Source organism: Vibrio thalassae, from assembly GCF_900089835.1.
Taxonomy (GTDB): Bacteria; Pseudomonadota; Gammaproteobacteria; order Enterobacterales; family Vibrionaceae; genus Vibrio; species Vibrio thalassae.
Genome location: NZ_OANU01000117.1, coordinates 12,651 through 31,649, shown reverse-complemented (window position 1 = coordinate 31,649; position 18,999 = coordinate 12,651). Strand labels below are relative to the sequence as shown.

Genomic DNA, 18,999 nt, shown 5'->3' with positions numbered 1-18,999 from the left:
TTATAAACAAAAAGGGCTTCACCTTATCGGTGAAGCCCTTTTTTGCGTTTGCGATGCCTCAACATTGTGAGCTGTTTATTCGGTGTTTTCCCCTGCCAGCTGCATCAAATACGTTGTCGTCGGCTCTATCTTAGTTACCAATTGCTCTACTTGTAAAATCTCCTCAAGAGAGGTGCTGTTCTTACGATAACTTATAAATAGCGGTCGAGACCACACCTCTGAACCCTCAACTTGATATAGCTGCCCAGATTCCAAAAACGGTTCCACTAATGAAGAAGGCAAATACGCGCTACCACCCTTCTCAAGGATAAAGTCGAGCGCAATTCGACCTGTCGATGTGCGTAAATACGGTGCCGGAATATTTGGATGACGATCGGCGTGTTCGAAAGCAAACTGAGTGCCCCAATCGACGTATACGTATTTATCTTTAAATGCTTCTTCAAGTTCACGCTTTTCAGTTGAGACCAATACCAAGGTCAGTTCCGAAATCTGATGACTCTTAAATTCTTCAACTTTAAATGGGTCAAACGAAAAAGCCAGATCTAACGTACGTTCTAGTAGCTTTCTATTAAGTTGTTCCCGCCCAAGCGATTCAGCAACGAAACCATAACCTGTCAGTGAGTCAGTAACAATACTAAGACAGTTTTGTAAATAGGCATCCCATATGTTGGGTGTGCCACCAATTGTCAATTGCAATGCCTTGTTGCTTTCTAATGACAAATCGAAAGTCGCTTGCTTAAGGGTCGAGACCATGACTTCTGCATACCCAACTAACCTTTGACCCGCTGACGTTAACTGGATATTGTTCCTGTGCCGAGTAAACAGCCTAGTATCAAAGTATTCCTCTAATTGTTTAATGCGAGCACTCACAGCGGCCTGAGTAATATAGAGATTTTCAGATGCGCGGCCAAAGTGCTTTTCCTTCGCGACTTCGAGGAAAGTTTGAAATACTTTTACGTCCATAAAATGACTCTTAAACAGATTCTAAGTAGTTGAGCTAGCGAAAAAGTTAGCCCAGTATTCTTACACAGTTATGCTTGCTTAAGCATAAATAAATTTTGTGATTTCGACAAAAAAATTTCGTTTCCTTTATTACCCTTTTCACACTATTTTCAGCATCGAACCAACACGGGATTCAACGGTTTAGTCGACATTCATTAATTGTTACGGACCCACCTGAATTACCTTGCTTTACTATCTATTTGCTTTGAGGTCTCTATGACTGAAACTCAATTTCGCCACGGCAAGAAACGCTTTTATGATGCAGTAAAGTTTCCACGCGGATTCGCTAAATCGGGAGATTTTACACTTTTAGAAGAAGACATCTTAGTAACTTTTGGTGAAACTATGCTTGCGCTTGAGCGCGGTGATATTACTCCAGAAAATGCGGAAGAAAAACACTTCACTAAAGTGATCGTTAACCCGAGCAAGGCGAAATCTAAATTGGAACACACCTGGCTTAAATACGTTCGCTTAGCACGCGGAAGACGAGCGTTTCACACTTTAAACAGCAGATCGAAGTATCATGAAGCTTCGAAAGACTATGATTATGAAGTGGATAACGACGACGTTTTAGACCCAGCATAAGTATTGTGATCTTTCATCCTAAACGTGAAAGTAGAGTCTTGTACTCTACTTTTTTTTGTTTGATGTTTAGCTTGTGAAAATAGGTATAAAAAAAACCGCCCGAAGGCGGTTTTTTTAGTCAATCAGAAACGCTTTACTTGGGTCTACATAAACTTTGTCAGCCATCGCTTCGCGTCCTAACAACATCATATATGACATATCCTGACGATTGCTTAGCGTAATTTCGATTGGCCACTCTCTATCCCCCAAACGGAATAAAGTTTGAATCACACAACGTTGCTCTGAGTCACCGTTAGATGACTTGATACGTCTTGAGTCATGAATAAGTGACTCACAATGTACGATTTCTTCTAAGTGGTAAATATCTGGGTGTAGGTCGTACTGAACATACATGCGACCATCACGCTTAAAGCGTTGAAGATTATCAACGTGCAGCGACGATGTTTTTGCGCCTGTATCAATACGAACTTCTAAGTCAAAGATACCTAACTCTGGAAGACTACAGACTTCCAAATTACCAATAATCATTCTGTCATTATATGTGTTTGGCATAGTATTACATGCTCGGTTCTACAGGAACAATCGACTCTTGCATGATTTCGATGTGTTCAAATACCTCTTCTGCGCTATCTCCAAAATACGCAATGTGATACATGGCTTCGCCTTCCTGTACTAAAGGAATGTTCTGCTTACCAATGATAATACCAGTACGATTTGATTTAACTTGACTGATATTGTTGCCCAGAGGACCGTTGATGTCAGCTAATGTTTCGCCTTTTTCAACCATTGACCCTAACTGAACGTACTCTTTTACAAAACCACTTGCATCTGCGCGAGTCCAATCACTGCGGTTGGCGATGAAAGGTTCTGTTTTGGCTTTTGATACGCGTTTACGAACCATACCAAGCGCTTTAAGTACTCGAAGAACACCTTTAACACCAGTTTGGATCGAAAGCTCATCAAAACGCAGTGCTTCGCCTGCTTCATAAAGAAGAACTCGTGCACCATGGTTTACAGCAGCTTCACGCAATGACCCATCTCGAATGTTTGCATTCAGAAGTACAGGTACTGCAAAGGCTTCCGCCAATCGCTTAGTCTCTTCATCTTCAAGGTTCGCACGAATTTGTGGTAAGTTTGAACGATGAATTGCACCAGTGTGCAGATCAATACCGTAATCACAATGTGCAACGATACTCTCAAGGAAAGTATGTGCTAATCGACCTGCTAGTGAGCCTTTCTTAGAGCCTGGGAAACAGCGGTTTAGATCTCTACGGTCAGGCATATAGCGACTTTGGTTAAGTACGCCGTACACATTCACCATAGGTACATAAATCAGAGTACCGTTCTGAAGCTTTAAGTTTTCTGCAATGAGACGACTGATAATTTCAATACCATTGAGTTCGTCACCATGCACCGCAGCACTGACAAATACCACAGGTCCTTCTTTCTTAGAACGAATGACTTGCACTGGTATTGACACTTCCGCATCGGTGTATAGCTTAGCTACCGGTATATCTATTTCTTTACGCTCTCCCGGGCGTACTTCTACGCCCGCAATGACAAGCTCTTTTGCCATTTAACCACGTCCTTTTGTTTTGTTGTTGTTAGGCTTGGCGTTTTTCTCGATAAATTCGTAAATTAGGCCCGCCACATCTTTACCTGTCGCGTTTTCAATCCCTTCTAGGCCTGGTGATGAGTTAACTTCCATCACAACTGGACCATTTTTCGATTGCAGAATATCAACACCACATAGGTTCAGTCCCATCGCTTTAGCTGCTGCTACAGCTGTCACGCGCTCTTCTTTAGACAGCTTGATAAGCTGAGCGCTACCACCGCGATGTAGATTAGAGCGAAACTCACCTTCAGCCGCTTGACGCTTCATAGCCGCAATGACTTTACCGCCGACTACGAAACAACGGATATCAGCACCGTTCGCTTCTTCAATGAACTCTTGTACAAGAATGTTAGCTTTAAGGCCCATAAATGCTTCAATAACACTTTCAGCCGCTTTGTGCGTTTCGGCAAGTACAACACCGATACCTTGCGTACCTTCTAACAGTTTAATCACAAGTGGCGCACCGCCAACATTCTTGATTAGATCTGGAATATCGTCCGGCTTGCTTGCAAAGCCAGTTCTTGGTAGACCAATCCCTTTACGAGATAGTAGCTGTAATGAGCGAAGCTTGTCACGTGAACGGCTAATTGCTACCGACTCGTTTACGCAGAAAGTACCCATCATTTCAAACTGGCGAACTACTGCTGTTCCGTAGAACGTAATAGATGAACCAATTCTTGGAATTACAGCATCGTATTGAGGTAACTCCTCACCCATATAACGGACTTTAGAGTTACTACTAGTAATATCCATATAGCAATGCAGGGTATCAATGATATCCACTTGATGTCCCCTCGCTTCCCCAGCTTCTTTTAGGCGGCGAGTTGAGTACAAGTTTTCGTTGCGAGATAGAATCGCAATGCGCATGGCAGTATCCTCTTATAGATGTTTGTTTTATGAGTGTGAAACCCCGGTATCGGACGACCGGAAAGAGCGTGCACCTTAAGAGTTTAGACGATAAAAATACAACGATTGTTTTTATTCGTGACGACAATAAATTCTTATCGTTAATTACGCAGATTTTAGACATAAAAAAACCGGCTACTGCCGGTTTTTATTAATAAATTCATTCAGATAAAAGGTTTGTAATCAAAATGTTAGAATGAATATTACTTATTAGCCATTTCTTTCTTAACCATTACTACTGCTGCTACTACGAAAGTAATGATGAGTGCTAACTCCATTGAGTTCCCCTTAGATAAAAAGTTATTTCACATGTAAAATTAAGTACTCATTCCATTTTATCAAAATCACAACAATTTCATACTTTTTATTCACTGTCGAAAGAGATCCAGATCAAAAAAGAGCGCATTACGCGCTCATTTGTGACGAATAATGACAAAATGTTAATAAAACATTATTCCGGATAGCCTTCTGGATTCAGAGATTGCCATTTCCAACCGTCGGTCGTCATATCTTGCAAAGAACGTGTAGCCGCCCAACCTAAGTCTTTATTGGCTTTACTTGGATCGGCCCAGCACTCTGCAATATCGCCCGGACGACGATCAACAATCTTGTAAGGAATTTGTTTTCCTGAAGCTAACTCAAACGCCTTAACCATATCCAATACGCTTGAGCCATTGCCCGTACCGAGGTTATAGATATGCAGCCCTTTTCGATGGTTTAGCCTCTTCAAAGCTGCAATATGTCCATCGGCAAGATCCATAACATGAATGTAGTCACGAACTCCTGTGCCATCTGGTGTTGGATAGTCGTTTCCAAATATCGACAGAAAATCACGACGGCCCACGGCTACCTGTGACACAAATGGCATTAAATTATTGGGGATCCCTTGGGGATCTTCGCCCATCTCCCCTGTCGGGTGCGACCCTACTGGGTTGAAATAACGTAGCAGGGTTATCGTCCATTCAGGGTTGGCTTTTTGAAAGTCTGTTAAACACTCTTCAACCATGAGTTTGCTGCGACCATAAGGGTTAGTAGCACTTGTAGGAAAACTTTCCGTGATCGGAACGGAGGCGGGATCACCATAAACCGTTGCTGATGAACTAAACACAAGGTGCTTAACGCCCACCGCTCTCATAGCATCGACTAATACCAAGGTTCCGTTTACGTTATTATCGTAATACTCAAGTGGTTTTTCTACTGACTCGCCAACCGCTTTTAGCCCTGCAAAATGAATAACCGAATGAATATCATGTGTTTTCAGAGCTGCTACTAATGCTGATTTATCACGCACATCACCTTGAATAAATTCAGGTCGCTTCCCTGCCACTTTTTCGATTCTATCAAGCACCGCGGCTTTTGCATTGTATAGGTTGTCGAAGATGACAGGCGTCATCCCTGCCTCTATTAACTGTACACAGGTGTGGCTACCTATGTAACCTGCACCACCCGTCACTAAAACGTTCATTTGCCAACTCCATGTTTACTTTACCAAGGATTATATGCAATCAAGATAGAATTACGACTATCAATGATGAGACTGACTGAAACTTGTCGTCACTCGCATGATTAATAGGCAATTGCAAGCTCTTCGGGATACCCACGGCTCACTGCAATCTGTTTTGCAAGCGATTCAATAGCACGGACTTCTTCTTTAGTTGACTCTGTTTGGTTAAGTGTAGAATCTTTGAGATCAAACCATTGCTTAGCTATTTTCTTTCCTGCCAGTAATGCAGAGGATGCTTTGACAATTTCTAGCCGAGCGTAATGCTCTCCCTCAAAGCTCACATCAGCTGCACGAAGACTCGGGTCGTTGCCGGGGATTTGCTGCGCACCATACAAAGGGGTTCCGGCAGGCTCGGCAGTTTCAAAACAGGGAATGAATTGGCTGAGGTGTTGTATCGCATTGCAAGCTCGTTGAGTTTGCACTTCCAACGACCACCCCTTATCGACCTTGGCGATTAAGTTTGAGGGCAATTGAGGCTGGGCACTTTTTGATGTGGACTGAACCAAACCTTCATCAAATAACGTAATGTTCATAGTCATTCCATGAAGTTGAAAGTACCCTCCGGGGTAAGGCGTTAACTGAGCCATACCTTGCGGAGTACCACGTTTGCCATGAAAGATAACTTCTGGCCATTTCTCATTTTTATAACTTTGCCATTGAGTCACATAAGCAGCTTTGAACTCCACAAGTCGTTCTCTTGCTAAGTGCAATTGATCATCAATGACGCCCGTTCTAAAACCACAGGCATTAATAACAAAATCAAAATTGTCCTCGTGGCCATTTTCAAATTGTAATGTGTACCCTTCACCTACTCGAGAAACATGCTTGATGCAATGGCCAGTTTTTATGTCCAAATTTGCTAGTTTTAGAGCCGCGAGTTCAACCGATGCGGCCACACGAAATAAACTTAACCCATATTCCTGAACGACATAGACTGGATATTTGAGCTTGCTCAAATCCGTGTGTTTCGCAAAAGGGATTAACCATTCATCAATTGATGAAGGTTTTCTTGGTACCTCTAATAACGCCAACGTTTTCAGCTGTTCGTAATAGTATTCATGGAAGTAGTCGGCTGGATCGCCCAGAACTTCGTTAGCAGAATCCGCCTCTACTAGGCTCTGATAACTTTTTTGAAGTAGCTCTAAACGAGGCAATAATGATTCGGGCGTACCATTATCATTGTTCGGTATGGCAATAACGGTTGGGCGCTTATTGACAGTCGCAGGAAAGAACTTCACAAAATCTATCGACTGTACAAGTAAGTCGAGACATTGCTGCTGGGAAAGTTCGCGATACAGATTTCCACCAGCATGTAAATGGCAGATAGGCGGCCCACTAACCAAACTGCTGTTTTTTTCAAACAGTGCAACGTTTAGCCCTTGTTTTGCCAAATACAGTGCGACAGTAGAACCGGCCACTCCACCACCAATGATTGCAACTCTTTTACCGCTGGTTGCCACCGCTAAATCTTTTTTCATCGCTTATTTATTGGCGTTATAAAGGAGATCAATTTTAGCCACTTAGACTATTAAAAAAAATCACTATTTTTGTGATGTTTTTCTTGACAGTAACTAAGTGCATAACTCAACCCCCTCGTAATCAGAGCTTGGAATACGCGCCATTACTGATAAATCAATGGTTACCGTTTTCTGCCTGTCATTTTACTCTTGAGTTATCCAAAACTTTATCCACCGATTTTGTGGATAACTCCTAAAAATCGGTGGCTAACTATTAAGCAAACTGCTTTTGACTTGTAGTAAGCATCTGTCGTATCAGAGAAAATAACACTAGAGCTAAGGTAACGAAAGCGATTGCGGGGACCACCATCCACGTGGATAAATGCCAACTCCACGGCAGCTCGAAGCCAAATTTCATGATCGAGCCTACAACGACCTCTGCGCCCAGTGTGGCGACTAACCCCGATATTATCGCCATAATCCCGTATTCAGCCCATATCGTTCTGACAATCCGCCTACGACTTGCGCCCAAAGTTCGGTACAAGCGAATTTCAGCTTGACGTTGAGATAAACTTAGACGCAACAAGGTAAAGATAAGTAGGACACCGGATAGCACGCCAAGTGCTGCTAAAACGGTGATCGACCAAACTATTTGGCTCAGTAGACCTTGTATCTTCTCTCCCATCAATCGTATGTCCATCAGACTGACGGTTGGATGATTACGTGACAGCTCCCCAATCAATTGATTATCTTTGTCTTCAAGCCTAAAGCTCACTAGCCAGGCACTTGGGATGTTGGCCAATACATCCGGAGTAAAGATAAAATAGAAGTTTGGCTTCATGTCACGCCACTCTACAAATCGAATGGAGTTAACGTTTGCGCTGATTTTCTGACCATTTATAGTAAAACCCAATTTGTCACCTATTTTAAGGTTTAGGTTCTCTGCCACATCTTTTTCAACCGATACACCATTTGTCTTCGTCCATTCACCTTCAATAACATCGTTATAGCTTGGTAATGTCTCCGCGTAGGTGAAGTTAAGCTCTCTTGTTAATGCGTCTTCTTGTTCCAGTCCTTGTTTTTGACGCAGTTGAGCATCTTCTCCATTTATCTCAGTGAGTCTGCCTCTTGAAATGGGAAACGCTTCTGAACGCTGAATGTTATTGCCATCGAGTGCCTCGAGATAGCTTTGTTTTTCATGCTCACCAATATTAAGTGCAAAGGCATTCGGCGCATCAACCGGAAGTGTGCGTTGCCAATCACTGAGTAAATCGCTGCGCACCAACCATATGGTCGTCAATAGCATTAAAGACAGCCCTAACGCACCGTATTGAAGTCCGGTATGACGTTTACTTCTATTGATTCGACTGACCGCAAGTTTCATCGAAACCGGTAGTGATACCTTCGACAGCAACCACGTAAAAATGACACTGATCGCCCCTAAAACCACAAATAACCCAATAATACCTGCAAGGACGATCCAGACTAGGTTGTTATCACGATAAACAACAAGCAAAGGAGTCAGCGGGACAAGAATCAGAAAATAGATAAAACCACCACGATTTTCATCGGCGCTTTGGAGTACCTCTACCGATGATACCGAAATGAGCTTATAAAGTGGAATACCCAAAGCAGGTACGCCGATACACAAACTCGATACGACGGCAATCACGGCAGGCGTCAGGCCATACCCGGGTAGTGGGTCTGGCAATAAATCCGTGAGCGGTAACCGTAATAACGTTTCAAGTAGCACGCCTAGCACTAAACCTGCAACGATGGCCAATACAACCAAAAGCAAGGTTTGAATACTCAACCATCGAACCAACCAAGATTTGCTCGCCCCTAAGCTTTTCAGCATGGCGACTGTCTGTCTTCGGCTTTGAACGTAGTTTTGACAAGTTAGAACAAGCGTTGTCGCCGCCATAATAATAATGATGGCGACCGTCAACGATAGGTATTGGGTCGTCCGATCGAATATTTCATTGGTTCGACTACCCGAACTTTGGTCTCGCCAGCGATCGCTCGGCGTTAACTCAATCTGTTGTTTAAGTTGAGTGATGGCAGCCTCTTCTCCAGTAAGATAGGCTCGAAACTGAACTCGACTACCTAATTGAATCGCACCAGTTTCGTCCACCGATTCCTGGTGAATGTAAGCCGTTGGCATTTGCTGAAACGGGTTGAAACTGATACCCGGCTCTTCGAGGATAACGCCACTCACCGTCAAGTCAGCGTCGCCCACAGTGACAACGTCACCCTGAGTGACACCAAGTTGTTCTGCTATTCTGCTATCAAGCCACAACTCACCGGGTTTAACGTGATGTTGTGTCCCAGTATCTGTCGCTAATGTTAAAGTGCCTCTAAGAGGAAAATGATCATCGACCGCTTTGACCGTAATCAGCTGCATCCCATTGTCGCTAAACGACATCGTCGCAAAGCGCGTATAAAAGGACGAGTTGAGCCCTGAAGCCTCGATATATTGTAGGTTAGTGTCTGTTATTGGATTTGCGGTGATATACACCGTATCGGCAGTCAGTGCATCTTTGCCCTGCTTAACAATAACCTGCTCCATTCGCTCAGCGAGAGCGGATAAGCCAAAAATGCACGCTATGATCAACGAGAGAGAGATAGCAATAGGCCAAAGCTGCCCTTGCCTGATCTCGTCGATACTCCAACTGATCAGTCGCTTGTTGAGTCCTCCTTGAGCCATCTCTTATTCCTCTTCTAGCTTTCCGGCATTCATATGGAAAATACGGTCACAACGTTTCGCTAACGATAGATCGTGAGTCACTAACACCAGTGTTGTTCCATGTTCCTTGTTGAGATTGAACAGCAGTTCAACGATCTTATGTGCGGTGTTTTGGTCCAAGTTTCCGGTAGGCTCATCAGCAAACAAAATTTTCGGGCTGGTCATAAAGGCTCTTGCGATGGCAACTCGTTGCTGCTCACCTCCCGATAATTGAGAAGGTAAATGATCGATTCTGTGGCCCAAACCTACCGACTCTAGCAGCGCTTTAGCTTTGTCTGTGTCTTCATTTTCTCCTTTAAGCAGACATGGTAACGTCACATTTCCCAGTGCCGATAAACTTGGGATCAATAAAAAACTTTGAAATACGAAACCTACATGATCACTGCGTATCTTTGCGCGTGCTTCATCATCAAGGTCTGAAATTTGCTGTTCTAGTAGTTGGATTGAACCTTGAGAAGGAACGTCCAAACCGGCCAGTAAAGTCATCAATGTCGATTTTCCTGCACCTGATGTTCCTACGATAGCAATACTTTCACCCTCCTCGATTGACAGATTTACACCCTCGAGGATTGTTAAATGTTCCGTTTTCGTAGACACTACTTTGGACACTGATTCAGCTTTGATTATGGAAGAACTCATGATTCGGCAACTTTCCTTTTTCGTTTTAATTGTTTTATCCTTGGCCTCTTTAAATGCAAAAGCGGCGACGTTACTTATTCTTGGAGACAGCTTAAGTGCAGGCTACAACATGCGTGTAGAGCAGAGCTGGCCATCCATGCTATCTGACAAATTGTCATCAGACACAACCCCGATTGAGGTCGTTAACGGCAGTGTTTCCGGTGATACAACAAGTAATGGCCTTGCCAAGCTCCCTGGCCTTCTCAAGCAGCACTCCCCAGATTATCTACTGATTGAGTTGGGGGCTAACGACGGTTTGAGAGGATTCCAGCCTAACATCATTAAAAAAAATTTGGCGTCGTTAATCGAAATGGGACAAAAAGCCGGTTCAAAAGTGCTGCTGATGCAGATTCGAATCCCACCCAATTACGGAAAACGTTATGCTTCTATGTTTGAGGGAATCTACCCTGCACTAGCAAAAGAAACCAACGTACCGTTGCTGCCATTCTTCTTGGAGCAGATCATCATCAAGCCAGAATGGATGATGGAAGACGGATTACATCCAAAGCCAGAAGCTCAACCTTTTATTGCTCAATTCATTGCTGACAGTATGCAACCTCACCTTTAGCCCTTACTACAACTTTTTTAAAGTTTCCACGAATTTAGAGCATCAGATTCACCTTTTTGATGCCCTAGCTCAATATAATTTACAACACTTTACGTTATTCTGTGTCTTTATCATCGTCTTAGATAGGTTGTATAAATGATAATTGAACCGATTATCAGCGGTGTCGTCGCACGGTCAGCCCACCCAGAGGGCTGTAAAAAGGCGGTCGATAACCAAATTGATTACGTAAAGTCGGCAAATCCGATCAAGAATGGTCCAAAACGTGTGCTTATTATCGGCGCCTCTTCCGGTTTTGGACTTGCAGCACGCATCGCTCTCACTTTTGGCGGTGCCGAAGCTGACACCATAGGCGTTTCGTTCGAGCGAGGACCATCAGACAAGGGCATTGGTTCGGCAGGATGGTACAACAATATTTTCTTCAAAAAACGCGCTGAACAGGCGGGTCGTCGCGCTATCAATATTGTTGGCGACGCTTTTTCCAAGGATGTCAGAGAACAAGTCATTGAAGCTATTGAGACCTACTTCGAAGGTGAAGTGGATTTGGTCATCTATAGTCTAGCGACTGGTTTAAGACCTGATGGCAACGGTGGTTTCTGGCGCTCTGCAATTAAACCAATTGGAGAATCAGTCTCTGGCGCTACGATCAATCTGGAAACTGAACAATGGGAAGAAGCCACGCTTAGCCCAGCAACCGACGAAGAAATTCAAGGCACGCTAAAAGTGATGGGCGGTGAAGATTGGGAAAGCTGGATAGATACCCTCATCAACTCTGATTCCGTTGCAGACGGTTTTAAAACCATTGCTTTTTCGTATATCGGTCCAGCGGTCACCCACCCAATCTACCTTGATGGTACATTAGGGCGTGCAAAAGTTGATTTGCACCAAACTAGCCATGCCTTGAATCTTGAACTCTCAAACTTTAATGGCAATGCGTATGCGACAGTGTGTAAAGCTCTTGTTACCAAAGCAAGTGTGTTTATTCCTGGTCTAAGTCCCTACTTACTCGCACTATATAAAACTATGAAAGCGCAAGGCACTCACGAAGAATGTATTGAGCAAATGCAGCGCCTGTTTTCAACCAAACTATACGGTCAAGACAAGATCCCGCTCGATGGCGAACGATTAATTCGTATGGATGATTGGGAACTCAACCCTGATACTCAAAACCAAGTAGGCAAACTGCTCGAGCAAATGAATGCGGAGAACTTTAAAACCATCGGTGATTTTGAAGGGTTCCAAAACACATTCTTAAACCTTAATGGCTTTGCCCTCGATGATGTTGATTACACTAAAGAAATTGATGTAGAACGATTACAGAAATTAAGACCTTAGTGTATAACGCGATGTAGTCGTAGTTTCTTTGTTGAGACTGCGACTATTTTTCCTCTTTCTCCTACGATGAACTATTGCGCTAAGCTAGTGATGCTTGCATTAGAATCCCTCCTCTTTTAAGCGATGTGTTTAAACCGGATAACCATTGATTTTATAGGTTAGCGCTTTACCCACAGCAGAGAGGCTCCTATAATCGCGCACCAACCTCAAGAAATTCGAGACATTCGACATGGATCTATTAATCGCTAAACTTAAAAAAATCGAAAAGCAAAATTATCTTGCTTACCAACAAATAAAAGGTAGTTACGATTTCTCTGATTTTGATTTTCATATAGACCATGTTCAATCTGACCCATACGCAGCAGCCTCACGTGTCCGCGCTTTTAGACAGTGGGCACCAAGTGGACTTGAGTGGTTAAAAGATCAATCCCCTGCTTATCAAATAGCTGCTCGCGACTATATTGCTCGCCAATTTGCAGCCTTTGCAAAACAAGAGAACAACATCTCGATATCGCTGACGGGGCAAACCGTCATGGACTCAACGGCTGTCATCTTCACTGATGAAGGTATCGAACTTCGCTTTCGCGTCAACCTACCTGCAGAGGGTCGCAGCATCTTGGCAAAAAAAGCCATCAATATGCTAACTTTCCATCTTCCTAAGTATATTCGCAAAGCCACCTTAGAGCGCGAATTGAATCTGCAAGAACTTAAACAGCATTGTGAAGTCGTCGAAGATCAAGTAGCCCTGCGTGAGCAGCTTGCTGCCAATAACTTAATCGCTTTTGTTGCTAACGGCAGTATTTTACCGCGTATCGCTGGTAACTGTGATCTACCGATGAAGGACGCCATTCCATTTATCTCACCAGAATCATTGGAAGTGACTCTTCATCGTCCAAATCAAGGCTATATCAAAGGTATGGGTATCAACAAAGGGGTTACTCTTATCGTTGGTGGTGGTTTCCATGGAAAATCTACCCTTCTCAATGCTCTAGAGCGTTCGATTTATGATCATATACCAGGAGATGGACGCGAAGGAATCGTGACAGACGTAGACTGCTGTAAAATCAAAGCTGAAGATGGTCGTTCGATTCATAACTTGAATTTAAGTAATTACATCAATCACTTGCCATTTGGAAAGCAAACCACTGACTTCAGCTCACAAGATGCTTCCGGTTCGACTTCTCAAGCCGCATGGTTACAAGAGTCCATTGAAGCTGGCGCGAGTGCAATTATGATCGATGAAGACACCTCCGCAACAAACTTCATGATTCGTGATGAACGTATGCAAGCGTTAGTGTCAAAAGGTGATGAACCTATCACCCCTTTTGTTGACCGCGTTGGGCAACTAAGAGATGAACTCGATATCTCTACAATCATTGTTATGGGTGGTTCCGGGGATTACCTAGACGTTGCTGACACCGTCATTCAAATGCATGATTATCAGGCGCTCGACGTTACCGAAAAAGCGCAACAAGTCATTGCGATGCATCCGACCGAGCGACAAAACGAAAGTGAGAAAGCTCTAGAGCTCATTCCACCTCGCCACGTTGATTGCGCTCATTTACAACAACTGTTAATTGACGGCAAGTTCAAAGTTTCTGGTAAAGGAGCAAACAGCTTGCGTTTTGGTAAAGAGTCTATTGACCTGCAAGCGCTTGAGCAGTTGGAGTCAAACGCAGAATTGAATGCGATTGGTTGGCTATTGTTCCAACTCGCACAACAACCAGGTTGGTCGACACACCCACCAAAAGCGCTCGCAGCACTTCTTGAAGGCGATTGGAGCGCCACAATGCCAAATTCAGGAGACCTAGCAAAACCAAGATTAGTTGATACATTAGCCACACTCAATCGTCTCAGAGCGGCAAAAATGCGTCAACCTCGATAAGACCATCATACCCGCAGTAGTGAGTCATCAGACTCACTACTCTTTCAATAGTGACCATGCTTCACAGCAATTTCTAAACTTTTCAGCATCACCCCCTTCACGATCTGGATGCCACCGAAGAGCCAGTCTTCGCCAAGCTTGTCGAATCTCCTTTTGTGTCGCCCACTCATTTAATCCAAAACTTTTTAGCGCAGTGGTACGTGACACTGTCACCTTAGAAGCGCCGACAAAATATGCGTAGCGCTGCCAAAAGTCTTCCAGCAGCCGTCTTACCTCTCCGACTTCGGCTTCATAATGTGACCAGTCTAGGTAGTATTCTCGCAAAGGATCACTGTCGATTATCTGGTGTTCGCGAGGGTTGTAAGGCAAGAGTTGAATATCCATTGCTTCGACTTGTAACCATTGCTCAGGTAATAGCAGCTCTTGCAGTTGAAACAATGCGTTCATTAGAAGGAAGTTTCGTTTAAACAAGTCTTTTTCTGGAGAGTCATCAAATGAAGGCATGAGATCTGCCTCGATAAGCCGAGCAGCCAAAGTGTGGATTTTAAATCCATCAGCACGATGCTGTAACACATGCAGTACTGACCAGAGAAGCGGATTGTCAGCCTGGCGAGTGGATTGAATTATATCATTTGTCGATTCTGTCAATCATCCTCTCCCGTTGACGGTCATGACTGTCTATGAGCTTAGCAGTTGTCAATAATAACTACAAAAAGGTCAGCACTAGGCTGACCTTAAAATCGTCGCTTAGATAACGCCCAACTCTCTGAGTCTTTCCATCAGATAACTGTCCGCAGTGTATTTTTCTGATAACACAACTTCAGGGTTTGGGTGCAAAAACAGGGGTAAAGAAATACGTGATTTTTCCTGTTTCTCACCCGATGGATTGATAACACGATGCGTCGTTGACGGGAAATAACCACCACTCGCCTCTTGAAGCATGTCACCAATGTTGATTATTAGATTCCCAAAATCACAAGGGACATCCAACCACGTGTCATCTTTAGTCATTACCTGAAGGCCAGGCTCATTCGCAGCAGGTAGTATCGTTAACAGGTTAATGTCCTCGTGAGCGGCGGCACGAATGGCCCCCGGCTCTTCATCCCCTGTCATTGGTGGGTAATGTAACACGCGCAACAATGTTTTTTCACTGTTGTTAATCATCTCAGACAACATGATAGAAAACTTGTCACTGACTTCCTTTGGAGCATGCATTTCTACCCAGCCTAGTAGCTCAGCAGCAAAGTCATTGGCTCTTTGGTAGTAGTCCAAGATTTCCTCTTTAAGCTCTTCGGGAATTTGTCCCCACGGATAAACATGGAAATACTCTTTAATGTCTTTAACCGTATGTCCTTTGGCAACTTCAGAGACACTAGGCGGAAAGTAGCCGTCTTGAGTCTGCACATTGAAATGAAACTCATTCTTTCTTTCCGAGGTAAAAAACGTGTACCAATTAGAATATATAGATTCTACAAGCTCTTGAGGAATTGGATGGTTTTTTAGAACACCAAATCCTGTTTCTCTCAACGAACGTACAAATTGCTCCGCAGCATCTGGTGCTAAATAATCAACCGTTTCTAGTTTCATGGCTTTACTTTCTTGTCGTTATGATTTGACGCAGATGTTAGAAAAAAGTTGGTATATTTTCAAAGTATCTATTGTATTGCTGTGTAAACCTTGCTGAATTTTGTGCGTTTGGTCACCAAATAGAGTCATCACATAATTGAACGGTGTTTTATTGTGGTTATACTACGTTTATTAAAAAGACACGAATTCACTATGATTATGAATGACTGCAAATCAAAGCGTTACTGCCCAGTTTTAATCGGCCTCACCGGTTTCTATTGTCTAGTGTTTGTTTTCTCTGCTATTGCACCAAGCTCTCGTGCCGTTTGGGTGGCAGAAATTATTCCAGCATTAGCCATTTTACTGATCATATGGCTCGTTTCGTCGAAGTTTCAATTTTCCAGAACAGCTTATGTACTAATGTTTATGTGGCTGATATTGCACACTATCGGCGCGAAATACACCTTCGCAAACGTCCCTTTCGATTGGTTTAATCAGTTGATTGGCTCGCAACGAAATAATTTTGACCGAGTCGCGCACTTCTCTATCGGTCTTTATGCTTTCTCGATCGCAGAGTATGTCTATCGAAACTACATGATGGATAAGCGATCAGCTATGATGTTTGCTCTATTTGCAATCATGAGCCTTGCCGCTGCATATGAAATTATCGAGTGGTGGTATGCTGCTGTAGCGGGCGGGGATGAGGGTATCGCGTTTTTGGGCTCTCAAGGTGACATATGGGACGCACAAAAGGATATGTTGTGCGATACCGTTGGAGCCCTCACCGCATTAACACTTTTCGTGTTAAATACTCCGTCTAGGGAGTAACGTTTTGTTTTAACCAATTGAGGTAAGGCCGATATCCTGCCTCAATGGGCAGCGCGACGATTTGCGGTACCTCATACTCATGATTAGCAATGATAGTGCGTTCTAGACGTGAGTACGCTTCATTCGTCGATTTGATGATGAGCAGTACTTCTTCATCATGACAAATTGCACCGTCCCAAACATAATGACTACCGATATTCTGTGTTTGTATACATGCAGCAAGACGACTTTCAAAGAGCAACTTGATAAGGGCGTTCGCCTGTTGTTCGTTTGCTACCGTGGTGAGCACGGCGATGGCATTAGACTTCATCCGCTGCGTTCCTATTTCATGCGGACTTTACCACCAGCAATTTTTATTGCTGGCGTGCCGCGAATTAATGTCTCTCTGCCAAATAGACTTGAACAGTCGGGACAGAGACCTAATTGTTGTGTCAGATCTTCAACAATTCTTTCCTTAAAACACTTTACCAACGCACCTTTGCCACCTTTTCGATATCGGTAAAGCTTGGCACCACACTTTGAGCAAAAAATGTCGACGGTCTTCACTGGGCCTTTTTTATTGGGTTTTGCCATTGTATTACTTGCTTATCTCTAGATTATCTGGCTTAACCCACACTTTACTGAAATCAAACCAACCTAATGCGTTACATTTAGCATTTTGTAAGCTGCCGCAATGATCTTTACTAATCCCCAGCCAACAATGAAACATCGGAATGATTTGATAGCTCTGAACCAGTTTTTTCCCTAAATCCTGTGCCGGAAACTTTTCATTTGCCTTGCTACGCCAGTCTTCGACAAGTTTTGACCAAATGCGAAAATCTTCAGGTTTTGACATGTTCTCGATATCACTATGACCCAATAGCCACCCCGCCAACGCATCTTCTCGTTTACTCGCAATACCCATAGGACGGATCCAAATATCAATATCTTCAAAGTCAGGAGAATCAATACCGTAACGCACGAGTTTCGTTCTAATGCCGTCTTGTCTCAACAGCTCTTCGATTCCTTTTGCGATCTCAGGAAACGTAGGATGTTCGGCGTAATAGGCAATGCGAATTTCTTTGTCCGCTAGAAAGTCACGCTCTTGTTGTCGCAATGTTTCGGGCTCTGAAGAAGGATGATGATACCAACCTGGTTTGAGTCCATGAGCGGGGATCATACCCAGCTCTTCTATGGTCTTTTCAGGGATTTTACGAAATATAGCAAGTGAATTGATTTTCCGACTTAAATAACGCGCCCAAAGATCATCTTTTGCTATACCACTTACTCGATTCAGCAACAAATAAGTACACCCAGGATCCAGTTCAATATCATCTTGTACTTCAGAGCGAGCACCCGCGATTGGGTCTGCCAGCGTGGGGAATACTAACGTAGAGTGTGTTTCGTCAATAACCCATACCTCTACTGTATCCAGTAGCGGTCGATAGCCAAAATAGCCATCAAAAGCGGACAGGATTAGGCGTTTATCATTGTTGGTGGTAACGCAATATGGGCCTGTTCCTATTGGGTAACGGTCGAAGTCTTCACCGCGCATATTTTCAGGTGGTAATACTTTGGCCATATTCTCGGCAAAAAGCATCGGGGCTTGAAAATCAGGTTGGGTAAAATAGACATCGATAACCCAATCCGAAGGCGAAGTCACTTTATCGAGATGTTTATAGAGATTGGCACCTCTTAAGGTTTCTATACTTTGAATCACATGCTCAAGTTTGAGAAGTTCACCATTGTGAAACCGTATTCCGGGACGGATATAGAAGCGCCATTGGGTATCAGAGATTTGCTGCCAATGATGAGCAATATCAGGTTGCAACACGTCATTCTCATCGAACTTAGTCAAGCCGCTGAATACTTGTCGAGCAATATGGATTTCCGAGCGACGCATTGGCTTAGTAGGATTAAGCATTGATAGCGCTCGGTAGTAAGGGAGTCGAATAACTTGTTTGCCATCAGACTGTGTTACTCCCAAGTAGCTTTGAATAACGTTTGATAAGCGACTGGCATCTTTATCGAGCACGTTCAGAGCATGCCCAATGCGCCCTTCTTCCAAATAGCGCCGAGCGAGTGATTCACTGACATCATTACGGTTTTGTTTGAAAATCAATTGAGACAGCTTCCCACGTCCGGCCGCAGGATGCCATTCAATCCAGCCCTCTTCTTCCAATTTATTCAGTACAATACGAGCATTTCGTCGAGTACAAAACAAAATGCCCGTTACATCTTCTAATTGCGTTTCCGCATCTTGGCCTGAAAAGTGCTCAAATAAAATCTCAAATTGCTTTCTAAGGCGGGGACTGCTCATAAAGAGGAAATACCATTCGTTAAGTTAG

Annotated in this window: 18 protein-coding genes; 5 read left to right on the top strand and 13 right to left on the bottom strand. The window is 43.6% G+C overall.

Annotated elements, in window-relative coordinates:
• Positions 1-75: 75 nt before the first annotated feature.
• On the bottom strand, positions 76-963 hold the full coding sequence (locus VTH8203_RS20155) for a LysR family transcriptional regulator (protein WP_096995264.1): 888 nt from the start codon (positions 961-963) through the stop codon (positions 76-78).
• A 255-nt stretch (positions 964-1,218) separates the two neighbouring features.
• Here VTH8203_RS20155 and VTH8203_RS20150 point away from each other — a divergent pair, with 255 nt between their 5' ends.
• Complete coding sequence (locus VTH8203_RS20150; RefSeq protein WP_096995263.1) at positions 1,219-1,587, top strand: MaoP family protein; 369 nt, start codon at positions 1,219-1,221, stop codon at positions 1,585-1,587.
• Positions 1,588-1,701: 114 nt separating this feature from the next.
• Here the strand turns inward: VTH8203_RS20150 and VTH8203_RS20145 are convergent, their stop codons facing one another.
• From VTH8203_RS20145 to VTH8203_RS20115, 7 genes are all read right to left on the bottom strand, one after another.
• Positions 1,702-2,139 (bottom strand): ATP-dependent zinc protease family protein, encoded by a 438-nt coding sequence (locus tag VTH8203_RS20145; protein ID WP_096995262.1) that lies wholly within the window; start codon positions 2,137-2,139, stop codon positions 1,702-1,704.
• Between the two features lie 4 nt (positions 2,140-2,143).
• Positions 2,144-3,163 (bottom strand): succinylglutamate desuccinylase/aspartoacylase family protein, encoded by a 1,020-nt coding sequence (locus VTH8203_RS20140; protein WP_096995261.1) that lies wholly within the window; start codon positions 3,161-3,163, stop codon positions 2,144-2,146.
• Positions 3,164-4,069, bottom strand: coding sequence for a 30S ribosomal protein S6--L-glutamate ligase (gene rimK / locus VTH8203_RS20135; RefSeq protein ID WP_096995260.1), 906 nt, complete (start codon positions 4,067-4,069; stop codon positions 3,164-3,166).
• 490 nt (positions 4,070-4,559) lie between these two features.
• Entirely contained in the window at positions 4,560-5,573 is a 1,014-nt protein-coding gene (galE, locus tag VTH8203_RS20130; RefSeq protein ID WP_096995259.1) for a UDP-glucose 4-epimerase GalE, read from the bottom strand.
• A 101-nt stretch (positions 5,574-5,674) separates the two neighbouring features.
• Positions 5,675-7,090 carry an FAD-dependent oxidoreductase gene (locus VTH8203_RS20125; RefSeq protein WP_096995258.1) on the bottom strand — a complete coding sequence of 472 codons (1,416 nt, stop codon included), beginning with the start codon at positions 7,088-7,090 and terminating at the stop codon, positions 5,675-5,677.
• A gap of 253 nt (positions 7,091-7,343) precedes the next feature.
• Entirely contained in the window at positions 7,344-9,776 is a 2,433-nt protein-coding gene (locus VTH8203_RS20120) for an ABC transporter permease (RefSeq protein ID WP_096995257.1), read from the bottom strand.
• 3 nt (positions 9,777-9,779) lie between these two features.
• Entirely contained in the window at positions 9,780-10,454 is a 675-nt protein-coding gene (locus tag VTH8203_RS20115) for an ABC transporter ATP-binding protein (RefSeq protein WP_096995256.1), read from the bottom strand.
• On the opposite strand from VTH8203_RS20115, the gene tesA reads away from it, so the two are divergent.
• The 3 genes from tesA to VTH8203_RS20100 all read left to right on the top strand — a co-directional run bounded on the left by tesA (position 10,453) and on the right by VTH8203_RS20100 (position 14,278).
• Positions 10,453-11,061: a multifunctional acyl-CoA thioesterase I/protease I/lysophospholipase L1 gene (gene tesA / locus VTH8203_RS20110; protein ID WP_096995255.1), complete on the top strand. Its 609-nt coding sequence runs from the start codon at positions 10,453-10,455 to the stop codon at positions 11,059-11,061. The two genes, VTH8203_RS20115 and tesA, sit on opposite strands and share 2 nt — an antisense overlap.
• Before the next feature lie 135 nt (positions 11,062-11,196).
• Complete coding sequence (fabV, locus tag VTH8203_RS20105; RefSeq protein ID WP_096995254.1) at positions 11,197-12,393, top strand: enoyl-ACP reductase FabV; 1,197 nt, start codon at positions 11,197-11,199, stop codon at positions 12,391-12,393.
• A gap of 229 nt (positions 12,394-12,622) precedes the next feature.
• Positions 12,623-14,278 (top strand): ABC-ATPase domain-containing protein, encoded by a 1,656-nt coding sequence (locus VTH8203_RS20100; RefSeq protein WP_096995253.1) that lies wholly within the window; start codon positions 12,623-12,625, stop codon positions 14,276-14,278.
• Positions 14,279-14,314: 36 nt separating this feature from the next.
• Here VTH8203_RS20100 and VTH8203_RS20095 read toward each other — a convergent pair whose 3' ends face one another.
• Together VTH8203_RS20095 and VTH8203_RS20090 are read right to left on the bottom strand one after the other, a co-directional pair.
• Complete coding sequence (locus tag VTH8203_RS20095) at positions 14,315-14,926, bottom strand: DNA-J related domain-containing protein (protein WP_096995252.1); 612 nt, start codon at positions 14,924-14,926, stop codon at positions 14,315-14,317.
• Positions 14,927-15,025: 99 nt separating this feature from the next.
• The gene (locus tag VTH8203_RS20090) at positions 15,026-15,865 is read right to left on the bottom strand and encodes an isopenicillin N synthase family dioxygenase (RefSeq protein WP_096995251.1); all 840 of its coding nucleotides are present in this window, start codon (positions 15,863-15,865) and stop codon (positions 15,026-15,028) included.
• A 198-nt stretch (positions 15,866-16,063) separates the two neighbouring features.
• On the opposite strand from VTH8203_RS20090, the gene VTH8203_RS20085 reads away from it, so the two are divergent.
• Complete coding sequence (locus VTH8203_RS20085) at positions 16,064-16,672, top strand: DUF2238 domain-containing protein (RefSeq protein ID WP_096995276.1); 609 nt, start codon at positions 16,064-16,066, stop codon at positions 16,670-16,672.
• Here VTH8203_RS20085 and cutA read toward each other — a convergent pair.
• Genes cutA through VTH8203_RS20070 form a run of 3 tightly spaced genes read right to left on the bottom strand, consistent with a single transcriptional unit; the run spans position 16,662 to position 18,971 of the window.
• Positions 16,662-16,982 carry a divalent-cation tolerance protein CutA gene (gene cutA, locus VTH8203_RS20080; protein WP_096995250.1) on the bottom strand — a complete coding sequence of 107 codons (321 nt, stop codon included), beginning with the start codon at positions 16,980-16,982 and terminating at the stop codon, positions 16,662-16,664. The two genes, VTH8203_RS20085 and cutA, sit on opposite strands and share 11 nt — an antisense overlap.
• 11 nt (positions 16,983-16,993) lie before the next feature.
• Positions 16,994-17,245, bottom strand: a complete 252-nt coding sequence (locus VTH8203_RS20075; protein ID WP_096995249.1) for a hypothetical protein — start codon at positions 17,243-17,245, stop codon at positions 16,994-16,996.
• A 4-nt stretch (positions 17,246-17,249) separates the two neighbouring features.
• The gene (locus VTH8203_RS20070; protein WP_096995248.1) at positions 17,250-18,971 is read right to left on the bottom strand and encodes an SgrR family transcriptional regulator; all 1,722 of its coding nucleotides are present in this window, start codon (positions 18,969-18,971) and stop codon (positions 17,250-17,252) included.
• Between the last annotated feature and the right edge of the window lie 28 nt (positions 18,972-18,999).

Bases quoted from the DNA above. Each gene is read 5' to 3' on its own strand.
- VTH8203_RS20145 (WP_096995262.1), bottom strand. From the start codon at position 2,139: ATGCCAAACACATATAATGACAGAATGATTATTGGTAATTTGGAAGTC.
- VTH8203_RS20120 (WP_096995257.1), bottom strand. From the start codon at position 9,776: ATGGCTCAAGGAGGACTCAACAAGCGACTGATCAGTTGGAGTATCGAC.
- cutA (WP_096995250.1), bottom strand. From the start codon at position 16,982: ATGAAGTCTAATGCCATCGCCGTGCTCACCACGGTAGCAAACGAACAA.
- VTH8203_RS20075 (WP_096995249.1), bottom strand. From the start codon at position 17,245: ATGGCAAAACCCAATAAAAAAGGCCCAGTGAAGACCGTCGACATTTTT.
- VTH8203_RS20140 (WP_096995261.1), bottom strand. From the start codon at position 3,163: ATGGCAAAAGAGCTTGTCATTGCGGGCGTAGAAGTACGCCCGGGAGAG.
- VTH8203_RS20150 (WP_096995263.1), top strand. From the start codon at position 1,219: ATGACTGAAACTCAATTTCGCCACGGCAAGAAACGCTTTTATGATGCA.
- fabV (WP_096995254.1), top strand. From the start codon at position 11,197: ATGATAATTGAACCGATTATCAGCGGTGTCGTCGCACGGTCAGCCCAC.
- VTH8203_RS20100 (WP_096995253.1), top strand. From the start codon at position 12,623: ATGGATCTATTAATCGCTAAACTTAAAAAAATCGAAAAGCAAAATTAT.
- rimK (WP_096995260.1), bottom strand. From the start codon at position 4,069: ATGCGCATTGCGATTCTATCTCGCAACGAAAACTTGTACTCAACTCGC.
- VTH8203_RS20125 (WP_096995258.1), bottom strand. From the start codon at position 7,090: ATGAAAAAAGATTTAGCGGTGGCAACCAGCGGTAAAAGAGTTGCAATC.
- VTH8203_RS20090 (WP_096995251.1), bottom strand. From the start codon at position 15,865: ATGAAACTAGAAACGGTTGATTATTTAGCACCAGATGCTGCGGAGCAA.
- VTH8203_RS20085 (WP_096995276.1), top strand. From the start codon at position 16,064: ATGAATGACTGCAAATCAAAGCGTTACTGCCCAGTTTTAATCGGCCTC.
- galE (WP_096995259.1), bottom strand. From the start codon at position 5,573: ATGAACGTTTTAGTGACGGGTGGTGCAGGTTACATAGGTAGCCACACC.
- VTH8203_RS20115 (WP_096995256.1), bottom strand. From the start codon at position 10,454: ATGAGTTCTTCCATAATCAAAGCTGAATCAGTGTCCAAAGTAGTGTCT.
- tesA (WP_096995255.1), top strand. From the start codon at position 10,453: ATGATTCGGCAACTTTCCTTTTTCGTTTTAATTGTTTTATCCTTGGCC.
- VTH8203_RS20070 (WP_096995248.1), bottom strand. From the start codon at position 18,971: ATGAGCAGTCCCCGCCTTAGAAAGCAATTTGAGATTTTATTTGAGCAC.
- VTH8203_RS20155 (WP_096995264.1), bottom strand. From the start codon at position 963: ATGGACGTAAAAGTATTTCAAACTTTCCTCGAAGTCGCGAAGGAAAAG.